At 55.3% G+C, this 21,781-nt stretch carries 11 protein-coding genes and 1 tRNA gene; 9 read left to right on the top strand and 3 right to left on the bottom strand.

What is annotated here, in order from left to right; all coding sequences use genetic code 11:
• Nucleotides 1-2 precede the first annotated feature (2 nt).
• Nucleotides 3-4,697, bottom strand: coding sequence for a two-partner secretion domain-containing protein (locus QQG91_RS13815; protein ID WP_285770797.1), 4,695 nt, complete (start codon nucleotides 4,695-4,697; stop codon nucleotides 3-5).
• 1,453 nt (nucleotides 4,698-6,150) lie between these two features.
• On the opposite strand from QQG91_RS13815, the gene QQG91_RS15575 reads away from it, so the two are divergent.
• The 4 genes from QQG91_RS15575 (at nucleotide 6,151) to QQG91_RS13800 (ending at nucleotide 11,343) form a co-directional block, all read left to right on the top strand.
• Entirely contained in the window at nucleotides 6,151-7,353 is a 1,203-nt protein-coding gene (locus QQG91_RS15575; RefSeq protein WP_352232106.1) for a peptidoglycan-binding domain-containing protein, read from the top strand.
• Between the two features lie 80 nt (nucleotides 7,354-7,433).
• Nucleotides 7,434-8,936, top strand: a complete 1,503-nt coding sequence (locus tag QQG91_RS13810) for a zinc-binding metallopeptidase family protein (protein ID WP_285770796.1) — start codon at nucleotides 7,434-7,436, stop codon at nucleotides 8,934-8,936.
• Between the two features lie 1,286 nt (nucleotides 8,937-10,222).
• Entirely contained in the window at nucleotides 10,223-10,843 is a 621-nt protein-coding gene (locus QQG91_RS13805; protein WP_285770795.1) for a hypothetical protein, read from the top strand.
• Nucleotides 10,844-10,995: 152 nt separating this feature from the next.
• Nucleotides 10,996-11,343: a hypothetical protein gene (locus QQG91_RS13800; RefSeq protein WP_285770794.1), complete on the top strand. Its 348-nt coding sequence runs from the start codon at nucleotides 10,996-10,998 to the stop codon at nucleotides 11,341-11,343.
• A gap of 232 nt (nucleotides 11,344-11,575) precedes the next feature.
• Here the strand turns inward: QQG91_RS13800 and QQG91_RS13795 are convergent, their stop codons facing one another.
• Both QQG91_RS13795 and QQG91_RS13790 read right to left on the bottom strand, forming a co-directional pair.
• Complete coding sequence (locus QQG91_RS13795) at nucleotides 11,576-12,676, bottom strand: tyrosine-type recombinase/integrase (RefSeq protein ID WP_285770793.1); 1,101 nt, start codon at nucleotides 12,674-12,676, stop codon at nucleotides 11,576-11,578.
• 57 nt (nucleotides 12,677-12,733) lie between these two features.
• A tRNA-Leu gene (locus tag QQG91_RS13790) sits at nucleotides 12,734-12,819 on the bottom strand.
• A 141-nt stretch (nucleotides 12,820-12,960) separates the two neighbouring features.
• Here QQG91_RS13790 and QQG91_RS13785 point away from each other — a divergent pair.
• The 5 genes from QQG91_RS13785 to gltB all read left to right on the top strand — a co-directional run bounded on the left by QQG91_RS13785 (nucleotide 12,961) and on the right by gltB (nucleotide 21,703).
• Complete coding sequence (locus QQG91_RS13785) at nucleotides 12,961-13,944, top strand: complex I NDUFA9 subunit family protein (protein ID WP_285770792.1); 984 nt, start codon at nucleotides 12,961-12,963, stop codon at nucleotides 13,942-13,944.
• Nucleotides 13,945-13,959: 15 nt separating this feature from the next.
• Nucleotides 13,960-14,766, top strand: a complete 807-nt coding sequence (locus QQG91_RS13780; protein WP_285770791.1) for an undecaprenyl-diphosphate phosphatase — start codon at nucleotides 13,960-13,962, stop codon at nucleotides 14,764-14,766.
• Between the two features lie 156 nt (nucleotides 14,767-14,922).
• Entirely contained in the window at nucleotides 14,923-16,359 is a 1,437-nt protein-coding gene (locus QQG91_RS13775) for an NAD(P)-dependent oxidoreductase (protein ID WP_285770790.1), read from the top strand.
• 22 nt (nucleotides 16,360-16,381) lie between these two features.
• A complete protein-coding gene (locus QQG91_RS13770; RefSeq protein WP_285770789.1) occupies nucleotides 16,382-17,131 on the top strand; it encodes a hypothetical protein in 750 nt (249 codons plus the stop codon).
• A gap of 33 nt (nucleotides 17,132-17,164) precedes the next feature.
• Nucleotides 17,165-21,703: a glutamate synthase large subunit gene (gene gltB / locus QQG91_RS13765; protein WP_285770788.1), complete on the top strand. Its 4,539-nt coding sequence runs from the start codon at nucleotides 17,165-17,167 to the stop codon at nucleotides 21,701-21,703.
• Nucleotides 21,704-21,781: the final 78 nt, after the last annotated feature.

Below are 21,781 nucleotides of genomic sequence, written 5' to 3'. Positions count from 1 at the left end.
TATCATTCTCCCAACTTTATGCGGACCAGCGTTTCCGCGCTATCCCCATATTGGTCACGACCGATCAACGTAATGGCGAGTGTATCGGGCGCATTATCGGGCCTTACCCCGATAAGCCGCATCCGCACGGGATCGAAACGGATCCAGCTTGGAAGTGCCTGCCCGTTTCCAAGTTCGGCAGAGATCGTAATTTGAGCCGTGGGGTCCGTGTGAGTGAAGGTGTCGCCCGAAATCTGATAGACGAAAACAGTCCCCTCGACGGCCACCTCCGCCAGTTTCCGCGCTACGATGTTCCGCTCTTCGTTATCTTGGAAATCTGCCGCAGCGCCGACAGAGGCAAACTCTCCGGGCACAAGAATATCGGTCAAAACCTCATCCTCGGCGGTCTCGATCATCTCGATAACCTTTTCGACTTCAACGGGGTCATTGTTCTGAACGACGATCCCCTCGGGGGTCTCGGCCGTCTTCAGAATGATGGTCTCGGGTGCTTTTTCCAAAGGAACACGGACAATGACCCGTGGCTCCTCGGGCGTTTCGCGATCCGTGACAGGTTCCTTGGTCGGGGCGTCTTCGGAACGCGGGTCTTCTTCATCCCTCCGTTCGTTCTCGCCACTACGACCGCCGCCTGCATTGCCGACGTCCTTGTCGTTGCCCTGATTACCGATGGTCCCGCTGACCGTGTTGTCGTTCTCGTCCGAGCTTCCCGGTCCGGCGTCCAGAGGCACATCGTCCTCGGGCTGCTCGGCAAGGGCAAGAACGGTATCATCTTCGGGCGCAACGGGTTTCGGGCTGGGCGTCGCAGGCGCAGCATCGTCAGTCCCGCGCGGGTTGCCCTGTCCGCGACCACCGCCTGCATTGCCGACGTCCTTGTCGTTCCCCTGATTACCGACGGTTCCGCTGACCGTGTTGTCGTTCGCATCCGAGCTTCCCGGTCCTGCGTCCAGAGGCGCGTCAGCTTCGGACTGTTCCGCAAGGGCGAGAACGGTCTCTTCTTCCGCGTCTGCCGTTTCCCAGCCGTTTTCCCCAAAGGCCAGCAACAGGACCTCGCCCTGCTCGGGCGTAAATGTTCGATCCCCGATCGAAATGGAAACGGGGCGGGTGGACTGCCGCTCCAGACTGAACGCGGTGCCGAGCGGTGCCGACTCGGGGAGTTCGATCGCGCTGCGCCAGAACCCGTTCCTGATCACAAGCTGGACTTCGCGATAGGTCTCGAAGAGCGTGGCAAAATCCTCGGCTTCGAGCGATCCGAGAGCAGCCTGCGATCGCAAGAGGCTGTTCAAATCCGCACTGGGGGTTCGTGCATCACGCGTCGTTTGCCCCGCGAGCCGTCCCAGCACATCTTGGTCTTGCGGCGCGTTTACAGACCCGTCGACGTCGATCCCGAGAGTTTCGGCGGTATCCATATTTGCAAGCGGCGCCGCGCGAAGTGTTGGTGTCGGTGTCACGTTTTGGACGGGCTGCTCTGGCAACTGGATCGTCAGGTTCGCGGAACCGTAACTGATCGCATAGCCCAAGCGGTCGGCAAAGCCCGATGGCGTGATCGTATAGCTTCCCACGTCCCGCGCGCCCTGAGAGCTGCCGCCATAAACCAGCGCTCCGCCAAAGGCGCTCAGAGCGTCCGAATTGACGAGCCCCGAAACGGTAAAGCCGTTCCCACCGCTCTTGGTCTGCCCGTCATAGACCGTCGACCAATCGTTGGCCGAGAAAACCACAGTGGGCCGTTCGCGATAGATCGCATAGCTGCCCTGTCCAAGCGCGGCCGAGTAGTTGGTCGCAACCTCGTCCGAGTAATAGCGAAAGTTGCCTGACCCCACACCGATCAGGTCGCTCACACCCGCACTCCCCGCGAGGCTTCCCGTGAAAATCCGCACGCTTCCGTTCGTGGCCGTCAGGTTGGGGTTTCCGTTCAGGACAACATTCCCGCCCGCAGCGTCTCCGGCAGCCGCGTTTTGTCCTGCGTTCAAGGTGATCGACGCCCCTTGGATGTTCCGGTTGACCCGTAGATCGCCCGACGCGGTCGAAAGACTCACCGCCCCGTTCGAGGTAATGCCCGAAGGGTTGATCTCGTCGACGGCAAAGCTCCCCGAATTGACCAGCGTGATATTTCCGACGGGACTGCCGTCATCGTTTCCTGCGGCGAAATTCGAAATCGCATTGTTCGGATCGGTAAAGGAAAGATTGCCCGAGCCTTTGAACGCAAGCGATGTGACCGCGATGGGGTTGAGCTGGGTGACTGTTCCATCGGAATTGATCTTGATGGTGCCAGCCCCGACGTATTTCGTGAAATCGATGGCCTGTGTGGCCGTTCCGAAATCAAGATCGAGCGTGCCACCGTTGGCTACGGTAAGAGTGCCGCCGTAATTGTTGGTCCCGGCCTTGATCGAAATTACACCCGTGGAAGCATCCGAAGTGGAAAGGGCTGCACTGCCATCGACGATCCCGCCATAGATGGTGATCGGTCCGACTGCGGAAATCGGTGCATCGATTGAAACGCGAGAGGTGTTGGTCGGTTTTCCAATCGTGTAGCCCGTGAACGAGGCCCCGCCGAAATCAAAGAACGTGCTGGTGTTGTAGAACGCATTCCACGAAAAATCCGATGAGAAACTCGATGTAAGCGGTGCAATCGTAAGGGTTCCGGCACCCTTCACCACCATATTTGGAGAAGTATCGACAGTATTGAAACTCTGGATGTTGAGCGACATGTCCCCGTTACCCGAATTGAGTTCGGTCGCGAGCGCGTAGCCCCAGCTACTCGGGTTCGAATTAAGACGTGTCTTGCGAAGTTCAGGCGTCGTGATGCTCAGCGTGCCGTTTGTCGTCTTCAAGGCTGAACCATTCATCAACGACAGATAGTTCAAGGTCCGGTTCGTCCCTGTCAGCTTGATCGTAAGATTTCCGTCCGCATTCACCGTCGCCCGATAGAGCAGATACATGTTGCCCGAAATGGTCACGTCGATATCGCCGCTTGCGCGCAGGACACCTCGGTTGACGGAGTCCATGCTGGTGCCGTTCAGTCCCAAAATATCGGTGTTGATCGTGATGTCTTTCGCAAACAACCCCCAACCGACGCCATTCTGATTGTAGGCTTGGAAGTTCTGGGTCGTGACTGCGGCGTCTGCCCCTTCGGTATTGATATAAACGCGGTAGAGATTGAACCGTGTCCCCGCATTGATATCGATCGCAAGCGGCGAACCGGCAGAGCCCTCGATCTTGTGCTGGATCGTGCTGCTGCTGGCAAGGCTGGACCCGATGGTATTGCCGGCCGTCAAAGTCAACTTCGTCTCCGCCCCAGAGGTTTTTTTGATCCCGTTGGAAAAGGTGAAGTTGATGTTGTTGTCGGCCTGAACGGTGACATTCGACGTGTTGAGCTGGGTGCCCAGCGTCGTGGCCGCCGCATCGTCGATGGTAACGTCGGTCGGGTCCAAAAGCCACTGACCCATGGCATCGCCCGTGGTGTCGACGGCGATCCCCGCATAGTCCAATGTGTGTCCCGAGGTTTCGATCCGCCCGCCGTCACCGCCGTTCACGCCGCCCCGCGCGGTAAGCGTTCCCGAAACAGAGGTCCGGCCTTCGCTGTTCCCGATGTCCGACCAAAGAACGATTTCTCCGCCGTTTCCACGTGTGAGCGCACTTGCGTCGATGCGGCTCCCTGCCTCCATCGTCACAAAGGTGGCTTGATCCATGTCGCCGCTGCCTTGCCAGCCCCCGCCCACATGGACCGTTCCCCCACCGCTTGCGCCACGTGCGTCAAGCAAAGCGCCCGACAAAAGCGTGACGTCTTTGCCCGTGATCGTGATCACTCCGCCCGAGGCGTTGGGATTGGCGACCGAAATCGAGTTTCCGATCTGGACCCCACCTCTCTGGCCCGCGTTGATCGAAACGGTGCGGCCGCTGATCTTGCCTGTGCTGCGCACAAGCTTCAGAACGCCGTTCTGCGTGACCAACTGGGTTGCCCCCGCCGCTCCTCCGCCGATGGTCGAAGCGACGACCGCTTCGCTGGCGCTGGCCTGCAATCGGACCGTGCCTTCGCCCGCATCGATCACACCGCGATTTTCGACGGTCCCGAGAACATCGTCGGCCCTGATCGTCGCATGGAGCAGCCCCGCATCGTCAAAGGCAACCTCGATGTCGGATCCCGCAAAAAGATTGACCGTTCCATTGCGTGACAGGATTTGTCCATCATTGCGCACATCACGGCCGATCAACGCGATGTTCAACCCTTCAAGTTGCCCGAGGTTGATGACCGATCCCCCTCCCGAAGAGGAGAGCGTAAAGCTTCCATCCGCAGTCTCGCCAAGTGCATGGGTCGTGGCCAAAAGACTACCGACATCCACTCGCGCATTGGGGCCGAAAACAATCCCGTTGGGATTCGAGAAAAATACCTTGCCGTTAGCCGTGAGGGCCCCGTCGATCTGTGACGGGCTTTCGGACAGAATGGAATTGAGCGCGATCGACGCTTCACTCGGCTGTTGGAATTCAACCGATTTGCCATCTCCGATATTGAAACTGTTCCAATCGAGATGGAGTGTCGGGTCTGCTTGCTGGATGACAAAACGGCTGCCGTCTTGGCTGATGCTGGCCGCGCCGCTTTGGATCGACGCCAGATCAGGAAGGTCTTGCGCTTGGGCAAACGTGACCAATGCCGTTGAATTCAACAGGTGAACAAGGATCTTGAGAAATTGAGGCCGTACAGTCACGCGACTGGCTTTTCATATAAAAACATACTGTTTTTTCGAAAAAGCTATCTGAAAAAGCAAGTTATGCTCCCGCATTTCCACCATTCCAAGAGTATAGTCAGGGGGCGCATTACGGTTGTGTCGCGCCGATATTCTCCAATCGCCGCGCTGCCTTTACGACACACCGATCCGCACAACGGCATGATGCCATGAAAAGACCATGCGAACCGCAACAATGCTGCGTTCTGGAGAGCTCTTAAAATGTCGGGGGATATGGTGCCCAGGAGAGGACTCGAACCTCCACGGCCTTGCGGCCACTGGCACCTGAAGGATTTAAATTATCCTTTATTCCCATAGACTTACTTCATTTCCGCTTTAAAGAATACGTGATCACTACTGGAGGTCAACAGCTCTTTAACAGGTTATGTGTGACAAGATGTGTGACAGGGTTCGAGGAGCCAAGAGTAGGTTCGCAATTTGCCTTTCTTGCACTTAGGTCTCTAGTTTTGATGAAAGCAGGAGAGAGGCCTTTTTCTTGTGATGCTCCTGATAGTCACACAGAGAGCCATACCGCATCGTCTATCTTTCCAGAGTCTCACCCGGCTAGATGTAAGAGTTGGACTCTCTGGGTGCCCTTGAGAGTCTGTGCGGGGGCATGGGCCACAGGGGGGTATACCCGATGTACATATACCTGCTCTGCCAGAGAGGTGGCTTTAGGAACTGGGTGATAGTAGCTGTGGGATGACTGACAGCCTTTGCTGTTGGTCTTCATGACCATCTTCACACGTGAGAGAACATGGAACTGTTCGATCTGTCGTGGACGGGAGTATGCGGCCTGTTCTGTCTGCCAGTCTAACCGCCGATTATTAGCCCCTAGGGTAACGGGGAGTTTCATACAGTCGGCATTAGCAAGCGGTTCTTGAAGGATAGTCCGTCAGTAGAGCCACCCGCTGCACGTCACGCATACCAGCCCGCATCATGTCCCCGTTAATAGCGTGAGGATAGATAACGCCCAGCGCATATCGACAGTCACTGACAGTATAGCCATGAGCATTAACAGTGAGTGCCTGTATCAGTTCTGTCCGTGAGATAGCTTCTACCTAGCGATGGAAGGAGAAGGTGTGGCTGAGCGCCATAGCTGGCGGACCTAGCAAGCCGACAGTGTATAGATGGCTATTCTCTTGGACCCACCCTTTGGGGAAACACGAAGGGGTTAGGGGCGGTTAACAACGGGAAATTCAAGTCAGAGAGATTAGCGTGGGGATTGGACTGTGAGGGTGAGCTGGATGCAAACAACTCTTAGGTGTTCTTATTACCTTAGAGGTGTATTCACTAAAGGTATCTAATTTGACTTTGCATTTAGAATGACCCGCTTTTATCATTCAAAAATGATTGGGCTTTCTTGGGCTTTCAAAGGTTAAAGGTAAGCAATGACATATTCTTTATCTTAACTTCTCGTTTAGTGGACCAATCGATGGTGAAAATTAAGCTACAAAATTTGGCGCTTAACCTACTTTGTTTAATGACGCTACTCAATCCGTCCGTTGGATTTGGTGAAGTCGCTGCTAACTGCTTAGCTTCAAATCTCAGCACATGTTCAAGTGAAGAAGTTTGCTTCAAGGCTACATTCATTGGGAGCGATGGACAGCATAGATGGAAGCAATACCTTCCAGATCAGCCATTCGTTGATGAAGCAAAAACAAGAGGTTTAAGGTGCGGAACGGCACAGGTAGCCGAATGTACGCCGACTAGCCTAGATAGCTGCTCTGTTGAGGAGCTTTGTTTCAATGCAACATTCGTAAATCGCAGCGGTCAATACAACTGGAAGGGAAACCTAAGAGACCGACTGTTCGTCGATGAGGCAAAATCAAGAGGTTTAAGGTGCGGAACGGCACAGGTAGCCGAATGTACGCCGACTAGCCTAGATAGCTGCTCTGTTGAGGAGCTTTGTTTCAATGCAACATTCATTGGGAGCGACGGACAGCATAGATGGAAGCAATACCTTCCAGATCAGCCATTCGTTAATGAGGCAAAGGCACGGGATTTGCTGTGTGAAACACAAGTAGTTTTTCCTATTGAACAAATGAGGCTATTTTTTCTTCAGATGTCCCAAATACGAAGAGTAAGGTTCCAATATGGCCTCAAACAACTTGGGTATTATCCGGGCGCCATTGACGGGCTTTGGGGCCCACAAACACACAATGCTGTCAGAAGTTACGTAGAAACATTTGGCTTGGAGCGCTTAGCCCCCAACAGGATCGTTAGCAGCGTTCGGGAGAAAGTGCCCTCCTCAGAGACATATGAAATGCCTTCCAACTCGGTATTCAGAAATGGGCCTGCACCTCAGCGAACTCCAACTGAGGGCACTGTTCGTCGAGAAGCAGGAATGGTGGCTATTACCGACAACCCATCGGTTTCGGCTACCCAAGCGAAAGCAATTTGCGTACCGCAAGCTGAAAACGCTAGAAGAATTGCTGCAAACTCTACCCCCCGCACAGACTTTGGTAGTAGGACAACATGTACGGGCTACGGATTACTGAGGGAATGCACAACCTTTGGTGGCAGCGGGGGTTTTTGGGGTGGCATGGTAAATGAAATGGATAGAAGTTCTAATGGACGATCTGCTTATCGCAATACACTTGATTCTTGCTTGGCCCAGTTTGGATGGCGTGAATAAGCCCGCTTTTGAGAGCCAACGTGGTATTGATAATTTTCATTGTGGAATTTCAGCTTTTCAACCCAGTTCGCAATGTGATCATGAACTCTGAAAGTATTCAGACCGACAACGCCGTCCTCATCCTTCTGAAGCCAATCTATGAACCGTTCAATCCAGAAGCTGAACAATTGACCTCTCTTCTCTTGAAGCGACTTCAACTACCTTGCTCTGGTCCAAAGTTCCAAAGCTACAATTGTATTATGGCGTCGTTTATTCATGCAGCATTACGTGCCATCCGTTGGAAAGATTTTGAGGCATCTAAACCTCGATCGCAGCAGAAGCATATCTTTGTCGGGATGCTGCTTGGGCATGATCACTGGACACAGTTTCCTGCGGTTGGTGCAAAGATCGGGAAACGCACGTTGGAGGCGCTAGAGACGGGTGGGTTGATCAAACGTGATCCCAGTTCAGGTAAACGAGAGTTCCACACCACAGAGGCTGGGAAGGCGGCATATGAAGGCGTAATGACACGCTGGAAGGTGACCCAAAAGTTAACACGCCTACTTCCCAAAGACGGTGTGACTTTCATCGAGACTGGGCGGCCATTAGTGCAGATCAATCAGGTCGAGACTCGCAGCCAGAAAGAGAAACGAAAACGTCATAGCGACACCAAGAGAAAGCTAACTCATTCAGAAGCAACCATGTTGTTCGGAGGATGTCTTCTACAGGGCCATGAAGCACGTATTCAGGCGCTAAATGAGTATTGGCGCAAACACCCTCTAGTATCGCCCAATGGGAATGCTGCTGCCTGTGTAACACGAGTATTCTCTGATAGCCGCCTCGATGTAGGTGGACGACTATATGGTAGCTGGACCAACTCGAAGAGTGACCACAGGCTCGATTGCACGATTGACGGTGAACCTATGCTTCAACTCGACATATCAGCATCTCAGCCAACCTTACTGAGTATTCTCCTCAACGTCGAAATGCAGAACCTAAGCCCTCAGAAAAGCTGGTATGATCCTTATACTGAGCTAACTGGGCTGATAGGCCATGCGATGCATGGAGGTCTCACAGATTATGAACGGGGCGAAGCTGTAAAACGTGTCCGCACAATATCGAAGCGTATAGTGATGGAGTTAATCGGCACAGGCAATCCTAACAAAGCAGTGCCATCAGAAGACCTCTTGAAAGATACCAACATCTCTCAAGATGAATGGAATGACTACAAACAAGAGCTGAAAGCCGCTATTCCTGCTTTGAACAAGTTGGAACCCCGCTACGACTCTTGCGGAAATCCTACAGGTTATATCAACGGTCCTGCATTCTTAGCTTTTCATGAATCAGAGATGATGCTTCAGACACTTGAGAAGCTATCCTTCGAGTACGATATCCCAGCATTTCCAGTGCATGACTGCCTGCTAGTAAAGGTGAGTGACTGGGAGACTGCCTATACCGTCTTCGTGCAAACGATTAGCTCTTACGTTAAGGAGATGACTGGCAGACAAGTTGTTGTTCCGATCTCACGAGAAGGAGGCGGGTTGCCATACAGAAAGTTCCGGGGGGTTTACGACACAAGTATCCCCCAGCACCTATTGAGGTAAGTAACCATTGTATAGCTATTAGTTTTCATCTTCTTTCATGTTTATAAGAAGAAAGAGATAAGGTGTTAGGTTGAACTATCAGTATCTTCTCAGTCCTTGTCTGGCAGCAGTTCCTGCTTGCAGCTATTACAGGAACGTTTTTGGCAACTAAGGTACTGTTATAATTCATATAAAACATGAAACTTCTGAGTTTCACCTACTGAAACTCGTTAACATCCAGCTCCACGTAACTTGCTATCAGCACTTAGGTTTACTCCCAGTCCACGCTCTGCCAGTGACACCGCCCCTAACCCCTTCGTGTTTCCCCAAAGGGTGGGTCCAAGAGAATAGCCATCTATACACTGTCGGCTTGCTAGGTCCGCCAGCTATGGCGCTCAGCCACACCTTCTCCTTCCATCGCTAGGTAGAAGCTATCTCACGGACAGAACTGATACAGGCACTCACTGTTAATGCTCATGGCTATACTGTCAGTGACTGTCGATATGCGCTGGGCGTTATCTATCCTCACGCTATTAACGGGGACATGATGCGGGCTGGTATGCGTGACGTGCAGCGGGTGGCTCTACTGACGGACTATCCTTCAAGAACCGCTTGCTAATGCCGACTGTATGAAACTCCCCGTTACCCTAGGGGCTAATAATCGGCGGTTAGACTGGCAGACAGAACAGGCCGCATACTCCCGTCCACGACAGATCGAACAGTTCCATGTTCTCTCACGTGTGAAGATGGTCATGAAGACCAACAGCAAAGGCTGTCAGTCATCCCACAGCTACTATCACCCAGTTCCTAAAGCCACCTCTCTGGCAGAGCAGGTATATGTACATCGGGTATACCCCCCTGTGGCCCATGCCCCCGCACAGACTCTCAAGGGCACCCAGAGAGTCCAACTCTTACATCTAGCCGGGTGAGACTCTGGAAAGATAGACGATGCGGTATGGCTCTCTGTGTGACTATCAGGAGCATCACAAGAAAAAGGCCTCTCTCCTGCTTTCATCAAAACTAGAGACCTAAGTGCAAGAAAGGCAAATTGCGAACCTACTCTTGGCTCCTCGAACCCTGTCACACATCTTGTCACACATAACCTGTTAAAGAGCTGTTGACCTCCAGTAGTGATCACGTATTCTTTAAAGCGGAAATGAAGTAAGTCTATGGGAATAAAGGATAATTTAAATCCTTCAGGTGCCAGTGGCCGCAAGGCCGTGGAGGTTCGAGTCCTCTCCTGGGCACCATATCCCCCAGTTAGCTTGCTGATTTTCCTTTGGTTTAACCGAAGGGAGGACACGTCTGTGTCACACATTCAGTTCTGGCCTTCCTCTCATGTTCTTCAGAATTCCAAAGTTCTCAAATTCATACCAGCACTTCTAATAACGTTCTCTACGGCCAATGTTGTGCTGGCTGATGTAATTCCTGAGGCTAACCAACATGCAGTGGCGTCAGTCCTTGAAGCCTACGATAAACAGTGTGCCGAAGAGTTGGGAAATAACCCAGAAAAAGGTCTGAGGATCAAAGGCGACCCTACCTACCAAATGACTATCGACGGCAATGGTACGTCTGCCACCGTCCTAATTTCGGATTTTAGCTGCGGTGATCTTGGGCCAATTTGGTGTGGGACTGGAGGATGTGATACTTACCTCTTCGTAGATGGGAAGACGTTTGTATGGAGGATGAGTTGGGCGCCACTGTTTGTACAGCTCCTTACATATGGCGAGCCTCATACCGCCCTTCTATTCCCGCTAAGCGGTGCATACTGCTCTTCAGCATCAGGGACGCCAACAAGCACAATGATGAGTGGATGCTATGCTGTAGCCTCTTGGGACAGCGAGAGGGAAACCTTTGTGACAACTGTCAGTGGATTGACAGAAGTAGACCTCAATGAAGCCCACACCCTGAAAGACAACGAGCCATGAGGCTTATTGATTACTCGATCTTCACCTTTCTAATCATTGCCCATGGATATCCATCGAGAGCATCGCTTTACACACTGAGATTAAAGATCGACAAAGCCTAACTTTAGATGAAAAACTTAGAAAATAACAAAGCTAGCATGAGGGTATAAAAAGTGAAAATAGCAGTTGGCATTATTGGAATAGTATTATCATTTGTTTCGTTTATGCAGAGTGGCCTCTTAACTGTTGCCTCTTCTGTAGCTGAGAAACAAGGCGTGATGCAGGCTGGAGCTGTCGGAATGCTCATGGCTTTTCTCATGTTCTTGGGCGGCGCATTTTCATTTGGTGTACCAAAAGTTGCCCTAGTAATGTTTATTGTAAACTTTTTATTATCATTTGTCGCAAAGGATCAATTTCCCGACGCTGCCTTTTGGGGTTATGTTAGCTTAGTTCTTGGGGGATTGCTGGCGAAATTCGGAGAGCCTAGCAAAAAAACTAATGACACAAACGGCGAGAAATAGCTAGGTCTGAAAGGCTTCCAAGTCTCATCATGCCAAGCAATTATCACTGAATGGTGAATACTTGAAAACTTCAACTTGGCTACCACCAAATGCACTAAAATGAGTGGCTGTTATGCTGTAGCCGCTTGGGACGGTGCGGGAGAAACCTTTGTGACGACTGTCAGTGGTTTGAAAGAAGTAGACCTCAATGAAGCCTACTCCTTGCAAGACAACGAAACTTGAAGCTTTTTGACTACTCGATCTTTACCTTTTCCAAATAATCTCTCACCATTTTTAAGCTATACCCCTCACCGTACTGAGAACCGATTGAGTTGACAGATGACCAGCCACCAATCTGATCTATTAACTCGAGTGGTGTACAAGCTGCCCTCAGCCTATCTCTCATAGTATGACGCAAAGAGTGCGCTGTAAGGCCTCCAAACCGTTGTTTGACCCAACGGTTGAGAGCATTGCTGGCGTGAGTAGCTCTGATGGCATCTTCTTTGAGATACCGAGGGAATAAGAAGCTCTGATCAGCTTGCTTCAATGCCAGTTCCATTGCCTCCAGCGCATATCCTACAAGTGGCAAGTCTCTCTCGCTGCCCTTGGTTTTGAGACGCCTGCAACTATGGGGACTGATATGGATCACTTGGGACGAAATACAAACATCCTCAATGCGAAGGCCAGTAATCTCAGCCAATCTGCACCCAGTCTCACCCAACAAGGGGAACAGTAGACGCACGTCACTTCCCGAAGCTAACGCCTCTTTATATCCAAGTTCGAGTTGCTTGGACGTGAAGGTAGCTCTACGCATAGCATCGGCACCTTCTCCTCGTATCAGGACACGAGACGCTGGATTACGTTTATCCAATTCTAACTCAGCATATGCATAGTTAAGCACGGCGGAAATACAGTTTAGTCTACGTCTAACAGTCCCTGTCCTATTACCTTTCTGAAGTAGGCTTTGAGCGAAGAGCTTTATGTCCTCACGGGAATACTCAGAGACATGACGGTCCCCCAGCAGAGAAATCAGTGACCTGCTTGCCAGTAGCACAGGTGTGGGGGTGATGGACTTCCAAGATAGATAATCCGAGGTGAATTCTGACAGCTTTGTTAAGCGGGGTTTGTGGCTACTGATGATCGCCTCGATATTGAGCCGCATGACATGATTAGTATCAGACCACGCAGCATTAAGCGCATCAGTTAAACGACCAGCCAGCACTTCTGCTTGAGGCTGCTCTGTGGATAGAGCTACCCGTATGAAATCGCCGTAGATATATCTCGCTGCCCTAGGAACACGGCGATTGTAATAATAGGTGTTTGAACGCAGCAATGTGTACTGAATGTGTGACACAGACGTGTCCTCCCTTCGGTTAAACCAAAGGAAAATCAGCAAGCTAACTGGGGGATATGGTGCCCAGGAGAGGACTCGAACCTCCACGGCCTTGCGGCCACTGGCACCTGAAGCCAGCGCGTCTACCATTCCGCCACCTGGGCAGGTGTCGTGAGGCGGCATGTAAGGCGGCTTTGGGGCACTGTCAACGCGATTCCGACATGATTTCACTTTGTTCCCTTTTGCGCCTTGTCTCATTGGGGGGTGAGGGGTAAACCAAGCCGAGTTTTCAAGAGAGGCGTAGCATGTCCAAGCTTGTCACCATCTTCGGCGGTTCCGGTTTTGTCGGTCGCTATATTGCCCGCCGCATGGCGAAAGAGGGTTGGCGCGTCCGCGTTGCGGTCCGTAACCCGAACGAGGCGCTTTTCGTCAAGCCTTATGGCGTCGTCGGTCAGGTTGAGCCCGTATTCTGCAACGTCCGCGATGATGCAAGCGTCGCCGCAGTCCTTCACGGCGCCGATGCCGTTGTAAACTGCGTCGGTATCCTCGAAGAAACCGGCAAGAACACTTTTGACGCCGTTCAGGCCGAGGCGCCGGGCCGTATCGCCCGTCTCTCCGCCGCTGCGGGTGTCGGTGCGCTGGTCCAGATTTCCGCCATCGGTGCAAACCCCGAATCGGCAAGTGAATACGCCCGCACCAAAGCGGCTGGTGAAGCTGCCGTTCTCGCCGCTTTCCCGAACGCCGTGATCCTGCGTCCGTCGATCATCTTCGGCTCCGAAGACGGTTTCTTCAACCGTTTCGCCGCGATGACTCGTTTCGGCCCGATCCTTCCCGTGGTCGGTGCAGACACCAAGTTCCAGCCCGTTTGGGTCGATGACGTGGCTCAGGCCGCCGTCGCTGGCGTCACGGGCAAGGCTGCCGCCGGTATCTACGAATTGGGCGGCCCCGATGCGATGACGTTCCGCGAGTTGATGGGCGTCATGCTGACCGTGATCCGTCGTCGTCGTCTGGTTGTGAATATCCCGTTCGGCATCGCCAACCTCATCGCGACCGTCGCAGGTATCGGCCAGACCCTGAGCCTCGGCATCGTCAAAGCCCCGCTGACAAAGGATCAGGTGATCAACCTGCGCTCCGACAACGTCGTCTCCGAGGGTGCAAGCGGCTTTGCCCAGCTCGGTATCGAGCCGACCGATATGGAAGCGGTTCTGCCCGACTATCTCTGGCGCTTCCGTCCCTCGGGCCAATACTCCGAGATCAAAGAGTCGGCGAAAAACCTGCGCAAAGCCTAAGAGCAAGAGGCGACTATGGTTCAAGATACAACACTGGTCGCCGCCTTCCTTGGGCTGGTCGAAGGTTTGACCGAGTTCATTCCCGTTTCTTCCACGGGGCACCTTCTTCTTGCGGGGCATTTCCTCGGCTTTGAAAGTGCAGGCAAAACCTTCGAGGTGGTGATTCAACTCGGTGCGGTTCTCGCAGTTCTCTCGGTTTATGCCAAAAAACTTTGGGACGTGTTTTCGCGCGCCCCGAGCGATCCGACGGCACGGCGCACGATCTATTCCGTTCTGATCGCGTTTTTCCCTGCGGTCGTGATCGGTGTTCTGGCGCATGATTTCATCAAAACCGTGCTCTTCGAAACCCCCAAGCTCATCTCCATCATGCTGGTGCTTGGCGGGATCGTGCTTCTCTTCATCGACAAGATCGCGCCCGAACCGAAACACCATGACGCGATGGACATTCCGTTGTCCAAGGCGCTGGCCATCGGCTTTATCCAGTGCATCGCGATGATCCCGGGGGTAAGCCGTTCGGGTGCGACCATCGTCGGCGCGCTTTCGCTCGGTGTGGACAAACGCGCGGCGGCCGAGTTTTCGTTTTTCCTCTCCATGCCGACCATGGCGGGGGCCTTTGCCTATGACCTCTACAAGAACCGTGATGTCCTCGACATGTCGGCCCTGAACGAGATCGCGGTCGGCTTCGTGATCGCCTTCATCTCCGGTGTTCTCGTTGTCAATTGGCTTCTCGGCTACGTGAGCCGCAACGGATACCGCATTTTCGGCTGGTGGCGAATCATCGTGGGAAGCCTTGCTTTCATAGCTCTTTCGATGGGCTTTTAGGCATTAGGTCAGCACAAGTTACCTAATTTCTGAAAATAATTTCGGAAATTAGGCCGCGAAATGCCAAAAAGCGTAATTTAGGTCAGCATTACTGACTTTTCATTCTGCAAGCTCCACAGTATTCAGTCGCTCCGAATAGATTGCGGAGGATGGCCTGTGGCTACTCAGAAGATGCTCAAGTTTGTCGAAGTTCGTCGCGATATGCCGACCAAGCGTGCCGCTGACGAGCGCAAGCAGGACTTCAACGAGATTTATGCAGAGTATGCAAAAGCAAAGGCCGAAGAACAGGCCAGCCGTTGCAGCCAGTGCGGTGTGCCTTATTGCCAGTCGCACTGCCCTCTGAACAACAACATTCCCGATTGGCTCCGCATGACCGCCGAAGGCCGTCTCGAAGAGGCCTATCAGCTGTCTCAGGCCACCAACACCTTCCCCGAGATCTGCGGCCGCATCTGCCCGCAGGACCGTCTGTGTGAAGGCAACTGCGTGATCGAACAGTCGGGCCACGGCACCGTCACCATCGGTTCGGTCGAGAAATACATCACCGACATGGCGTGGGAAAACGGTTGGGTAAAGCCCATCGCCCCCGCCGCAGAGCGTTCGGAAAGCGTTGCGATCATCGGCGCAGGTCCGGGCGGTCTTGCTGCTGCCGACATGCTCCGCCGCGCTGGCGTTCAGGTCACCGTATACGACCGTTACGACCGTGCAGGCGGGCTTCTGACCTATGGCATTCCGGGCTTCAAGCTTGAGAAAGACGTCGTGATGAAGCGTTTCGACCAACTCGTTCAGAGCGGCGTCGAATTCGTTCTCAACTGCAACGTCGGCGAAGACATCACGTTCGACGCGATCCGCGGCAAGCATGATGCGGTCCTGATCGCAACGGGCGTCTACAAGACCCGCGATCTTGTGGCTCCGGGGTCCGAAGCTACGGGCATCGTTCGCGCGATCGACTATCTCACCGCCTCGAACCGCCGTTCCTTCGGGGATGACGTGCCCGAATTCGACAGCGGCGAGCTGAACGCAGAAGGCAAGAACGTCATCGTCATCGGTGGCGGCGACACCGCGATGGACTGCGTGCGCACCGCGATCCGTCAGGGCGCGACTTCGGTCAAATGTCTCTATCGCCGTGACCGCGCCAACATGCCCGGCTCGCAGCGCGAAACCCAGAACGCCGAAGAAGAAGGCGTGGAATTCGTCTGGCTTGCAGCCCCCAAAGGCTTTGTCGGCGGCGACAAGGTCGAAGGCGTCGAAGTCCAGAAGATGCGTCTCGGCGCACCCGATGCCTCTGGCCGTCAGATGCCCGAGCTGATCGAAGGCGCCGACTATGTCGAAAAGGCCGATCTCGTCGTCAAGGCGCTTGGCTTCGAACCCGAAGACCTCCGCAAGCTCTGGGGCGTCGACGGTCTCGAAGTGACCCGTTGGGGCACCATCAAAGCCGAGTTCGGCACGGGCAAGACCTCGCTCGACGGCGTTTATGCCGCTGGTGACATCGTGCGCGGCGCGTCCCTCGTGGTTTGGGCGATCCGCGATGGCCGCGACAGCGCTGCCGCGATCCTCGACTACCTCAACCAATCCGCTTCGGTCGCAGCCGAATAAGCGGAAAACACGGGCAACTTTGATGAACGCACGTCGGATTCAGATCACAGGACTTTCGGGGGTGGCTCTTGCCGCCCTCTTCGGCCTGCCTGTTTCCGCAGGGACCTTCTCGCTCCCCCAAGGCTGCGAGGCCATCGTCACCGTTCAGCAAAAAGCCTGCCTCGTCTCGCATATCTTCACCTGCGAGGCAGACCCCGAGGGGTATACCCGCCGCGTCGATCTCGACATGGACGGGATGACCTATATCGGGTCGATCGACAGCGAAACCCAATGGATCGAGAGCTTCTCGCCCCGTTCGGGCTCGACCTCGGTCCTTGGCGACAACCCCCGTGATCCCGCGTCCTTTTCCGAGCTGCTCGCAACGGGCGAGGATACTTACGACTTCACGACCGAATCCGATGTGTTCGGCGTGACCCGCTATATCGGTGTCGACCGCCTCACAGGAGAGACGACCACCATTGACGGTGTGACGCTCGAATGGACCGAGTTCGAGATCAAGGCTTTCGACTCGGGCGGTCGCCAGATCTGGGCCGCCGAAGGCCGCGAGTTCATCAACCGCGACTGGCGCGTGTTCCTCTCGGGCGAGCGTGATGTCACCGATCTGACGGGCAGCTTCGTTGAAAACGACACCCCCGTCACCTTTTCCTTTCCGGGAGAAGCGGGCTTTCTCGCCTCCGAACCACAGTATGACTGTGGCGCAATCCTTTCCGGCCTCGGGTCCGACCCGCTGCTGAACAACACTAATTCGCAAGCATGGCTGCGGCGCTCATAACGCCCTGTCTTTCCTGCCTCTAAGGAGCCAATCATGACCATCTATGACGAAAATTGGGCCGCAGCCGAAGAAGCTAAGCGCAAGTGGATGACCGAGAACAGCCTCTTCCGTGAGGATGACGAGCATTCCAGCTGTGGTGTCGGTCTTGTTGTATCCGTTGATGGCAAACCCTCGCGCAAGGTCGTCGACAACGGCATCTCCGCGCTCAAGGCAATCTGGCACCGCGGTGCTGTCGACGCCGACGGCAAAACGGGTGACGGCGCAGGTATCCACGTCCAGATTCCGGTCGAGTTCTTCCGCGACCAGATCCGTCGCACGGGCCACGAGCCCGATCTGAACAAGATGATCGCCGTTGGTCAGGTCTTCCTGCCGCGCACCGATTTCGGCGCTCAAGAGCGTTGCCGGACCATCGTGGAATCCGAAGTTCTGCGCATGGGTCACTATATCTATGGCTGGCGCCACGTTCCGGTAAGCACCGATTGCCTTGGTGAAAAGGCCAACGCGACCCGTCCCGAAATCGAGCAGATCCTGATCCGCTGCGAAAAGGACATCGACGAGGACCAGTTCGAGCGCGAGCTTTACATCATCCGCCGCCGCATCGAGAAAGCGGCGATTGCGGCCCAGATCGCGAGCCTCTACTTCTGCTCGCTCTCCTGCCGCTCGATCATCTACAAGGGCATGATGCTCGCCGAGCAGGTCGCCGAGTTCTATCCCGACCTTCAGGACGAGCGTTTCGAATCCGCCTTTGCGATCTATCACCAGCGCTATTCGACCAACACTTTCCCCGAATGGCGTCTTGCCCAGCCCTTCCGCATGTTGGCCCACAACGGCGAGATCAACACGCTCAAGGGCAACGTCAACTGGATGAAGAGCCACGAAATCCGTATGGCCTCTTCGACCTTCGGCGATATGGCCGAAGACATGAAGCCGATCATCCCCGCTGGCGTCTCCGACTCCGCAGCACTCGACTCGGTCTTCGAAGTCCTCGTGCGCGCAGGCCGCAACGCCCCGATGGCCAAGACGATGCTCGTTCCCGAAGCATGGTCCAAGCAGGCCGTCGAGATGCCGCAGGCATGGCAGGACATGTATTCCTACTGCAACGCCGTGATGGAACCGTGGGACGGCCCTGCCGCTCTTGCGATGACCGATGGTCGTTGGGTTTGTGGCGGTCTTGACCGTAACGGCCTGCGTCCGCTCCGCTATGTCGTCACGGGCGACGGTCTTCTGATCGCTGGCTCCGAAGCGGGCATGGTTCCGATCAACGAAGCCACCGTCGTCGAAAAGGGCGCTCTCGGTCCGGGTCAGCTCATCGCTGTGGACATGAAAGAGGGAAAGCTCTTCCACGACACCGAGATCAAGGACAAGCTCGCCGCCAGCCAGCCCTTCGGCGACTGGATCGAAAAGGTCGTCGATCTGAGCGAGATCACCAAGGACGTCGCAGAAAAGCCGCTCTTCACGGGCGACGAGCTGCGCAAGCGCCAGATCGCGGCTGGCTACAGCCTTGAAGAGCTCGAGCAGGTTCTTGCTCCGATGGCCGAAGACGGCAAGGAAATGATCGCCTCCATGGGCGACGACACCCCGTCGGCGGTGCTTTCGCAGCAATATCGCCCGCTGTCGCACTTCTTCCGCCAGAACTTCTCGCAGGTGACGAACCCGCCGATCGACTCGCTGCGCGAAAGCCGCGTCATGTCACTCAAGACGCGCTTCGGCAACCTCAAGAACGTGCTCGACGAAAACAGCTCGCAGACCGAAATCCTCGTGCTCGAGAGCCCCTTCGTCGGCAACGCCGAGTTCGAGCAGATGGTCAAGCAGTTCGGCGACAGCGTTGTCGTCATCGACTGCACCTTTGCCGCGGGCGGCGACCAAGAGGCACTGCGCAACGCACTCACCCGCGTGCGTGAAGAGGCCGAGGACGCCGTGCGTTCGGGCGCAGGTCACATCATCCTGACCGACGAGCACCAGAGCGTCGACAAAGTCGCAATGCCGATGATCCTTGCGACTTCGGCTGTGCACTCGTGGCTGACCCGCAAGGGCCTTCGCACCTTCACCTCGCTGAACGTCCGTTCGGCCGAGTGCATGGATGCGCATTACTTTGCGGTTCTCATCGGTTGCGGTGCCACCACCGTGAACGCCTATCTCGCACAGGACAGCCTCGCCGACCGTATCGAGCGCGGCCTTCTCGATTGCACCCTGACCGAAGCGGTCAAAGCCTATCGCGAAGCTATCGACGCAGGTCTTCTCAAGATCATGTCCAAGATGGGGATCTCGGTTCTCTCGTCCTATCGCGGCGGTCTGAACTTCGAAGCCGTCGGCCTGTCGCGTGCGATGGTTGCCGAATACTTCCCCGGTATGCACAGCCGCATTTCAGGCATCGGTCTTCACGGTATCCAGCACAAGGTTTCCGAAGTGCACGCCAAAGGCTGGACCTCGGGCCAGAACGTTCTTCCTGTCGGCGGTTTCTACAAAGCCCGCCGCTCGGGTGAAAAGCACGCATGGGAAGCGCAGACGATGCACCTTCTTCAGGCCGCTTGCGACCGTTCGTCCTACGAACTGTGGAAGCAGTATTCGTCTGTGATGCAGTCGAACCCGCCGATCCACCTGCGTGACCTTCTGGCGATCAAGCCGATGGGCAAAGCGATCCCGATCGAAGAAGTGGAATCGATCACCTCGATCCGCAAGCGCTTCGTCACCCCCGGTATGTCGCTCGGCGCGCTGTCGCCCGAGGCACACAAGCTGCTCAACGTTGCCATGAACCGCATCGGCGCCAAGTCCGACTCGGGCGAGGGCGGCGAGGATCCGGCACACTTCGTTCCCGAGCCGAACGGCGACAATCCGTCGGCCAAGATCAAGCAGGTCGCTTCGGGCCGTTTCGGTGTCACCGCCGAATACCTGAACCACTGTGAAGAGCTCGAGATCAAAGTCGCTCAGGGTGCAAAGCCGGGTGAAGGCGGTCAGCTTCCGGGGATGAAGGTCACCGATCTCATCGCGCGTCTGCGTCACTCGACCAAAGGCGTGACCCTGATTTCGCCGCCGCCGCACCACGACATCTACTCGATCGAAGACCTTGCCCAGCTGATCTACGACCTCAAGCAGATCAACCCGCGTTGCAAGGTAACGGTCAAGCTGGTGGCCTCTTCGGGCGTCGGCACCATTGCTGCTGGCGTTGCCAAGGCAAAGGCCGACATCATCCTGATCTCGGGCCACAACGGCGGCACGGGCGCATCGCCCGCGACCTCGATCAAATACGCGGGTCTTCCGTGGGAAATGGGTCTGACCGAAGCGCATCAGGTTCTTGCAATGAACAACCTGCGCGAACGCGTCACGCTCCGCACCGACGGTGGTCTGCGCACGGGCCGCGATATCGTCATGGCCGCGATGATGGGTGCCGAAGAATACGGCATCGGCACCGCCGCTCTGATCGCGATGGGCTGTATCATGGTGCGTCAGTGCCAGTCGAACACCTGCCCCGTCGGTGTCTGCACCCAGAAAGAAGAGCTCCGCGCCAAGTTCACGGGCACGGCAGACAAGGTTGTGAACCTCATCACCTTCTACGCCACCGAAGTGCGCGAAATCCTCGCCTCCATCGGTGCCCGTAGCCTTGATGACGTGATCGGCCGTGCGGACCTCCTGACTCAGGTCAGCCGTGGTTCGGCTCACCTTGACGACCTTGACCTCAACCCGCTTCTCATCACCGTCGATGGCGCGGACAAGATCAAGTACGACCGCAACAAGCCGCGCAACGTTGTGCCCGATACGCTCGACGCCGAAATCGTTCAGGATGCAGCCCGCTTCCTCAACGACGGCGAAAAGATGCAGCTCGAATATGCGGTGCAGAACACGCTCCGCACCATCGGCACGCGCACCTCGTCGCACATCGTCAAGAACTTCGGCATGCGCAACAACCTTCAGCCCGACCACCTCACGGTCAAGCTCAAGGGCTCGGCAGGTCAGTCGCTCGGTGCCTTCGGCGCTCCGGGTCTCAAGATCGAAGTGTCGGGCGATGCCAACGACTACGTGGGCAAGGGTCTGTCGGGTGCCACCATCGTTGTGCGTCCTCCGATGAATTCGCCGCTTGTCGCCTCCGAGAACACCATCATCGGCAACACCGTGCTTTACGGTGCGACCGACGGTTACCTCTTCGCGGCGGGTCGTGCGGGCGAACGCTTTGCCGTCCGTAACTCGGGCGCCAAGGTCGTCGTCGAAGGCTGCGGCTCCAACGGCTGTGAATACATGACGGGCGGCGTTGCCGTGATCCTCGGGTCCATCGGTGCCAACTTCGGCGCAGGTATGACGGGCGGCATGGCGTATCTCTACGACGCCGACGGCGACACCGAAGCGCTCATCAACATGGAGTCGCTTGTCACCTGCCCCGTCACCGTCGAGCATTGGGAAACCCAACTGCGCGGCCTGATCGAGCGTCACGCCAAGGAAACCGGAAGCCGCAAGGCCGCCGAGATCCTCCAGCACTGGGAAACCGAAAAGGCCAAGTTCATTCAGGTCTGCCCCAAGGAAATGCTCATCCACATCCCGCATCCGCTCTGGATCGAGGAAAAGGCAGTTCCGGCCGAGTAATCGGACCACAGTCCAAGTCAAAGCCCCTGCAATTCGCGGGGGCTTTTTCGTTTCCAAGACAGCTTTCCTTGCCCCCCC

It is taken from the genome of Marivivens sp. LCG002 (assembly GCF_030264275.1).
GTDB lineage: Bacteria > Pseudomonadota > Alphaproteobacteria > Rhodobacterales > Rhodobacteraceae > Marivivens.
This window is presented reverse-complemented; position numbering and strand designations above follow the sequence as displayed.

Bases quoted from the DNA above. Each gene is read 5' to 3' on its own strand.
- QQG91_RS13770 (WP_285770789.1), top strand. From the start codon at position 16,382: ATGAACGCACGTCGGATTCAGATCACAGGACTTTCGGGGGTGGCTCTT.
- QQG91_RS15575 (WP_352232106.1), top strand. From the start codon at position 6,151: ATGGTGAAAATTAAGCTACAAAATTTGGCGCTTAACCTACTTTGTTTA.
- gltB (WP_285770788.1), top strand. From the start codon at position 17,165: ATGACCATCTATGACGAAAATTGGGCCGCAGCCGAAGAAGCTAAGCGC.
- QQG91_RS13810 (WP_285770796.1), top strand. From the start codon at position 7,434: ATGAACTCTGAAAGTATTCAGACCGACAACGCCGTCCTCATCCTTCTG.
- QQG91_RS13785 (WP_285770792.1), top strand. From the start codon at position 12,961: ATGTCCAAGCTTGTCACCATCTTCGGCGGTTCCGGTTTTGTCGGTCGC.
- QQG91_RS13780 (WP_285770791.1), top strand. From the start codon at position 13,960: ATGGTTCAAGATACAACACTGGTCGCCGCCTTCCTTGGGCTGGTCGAA.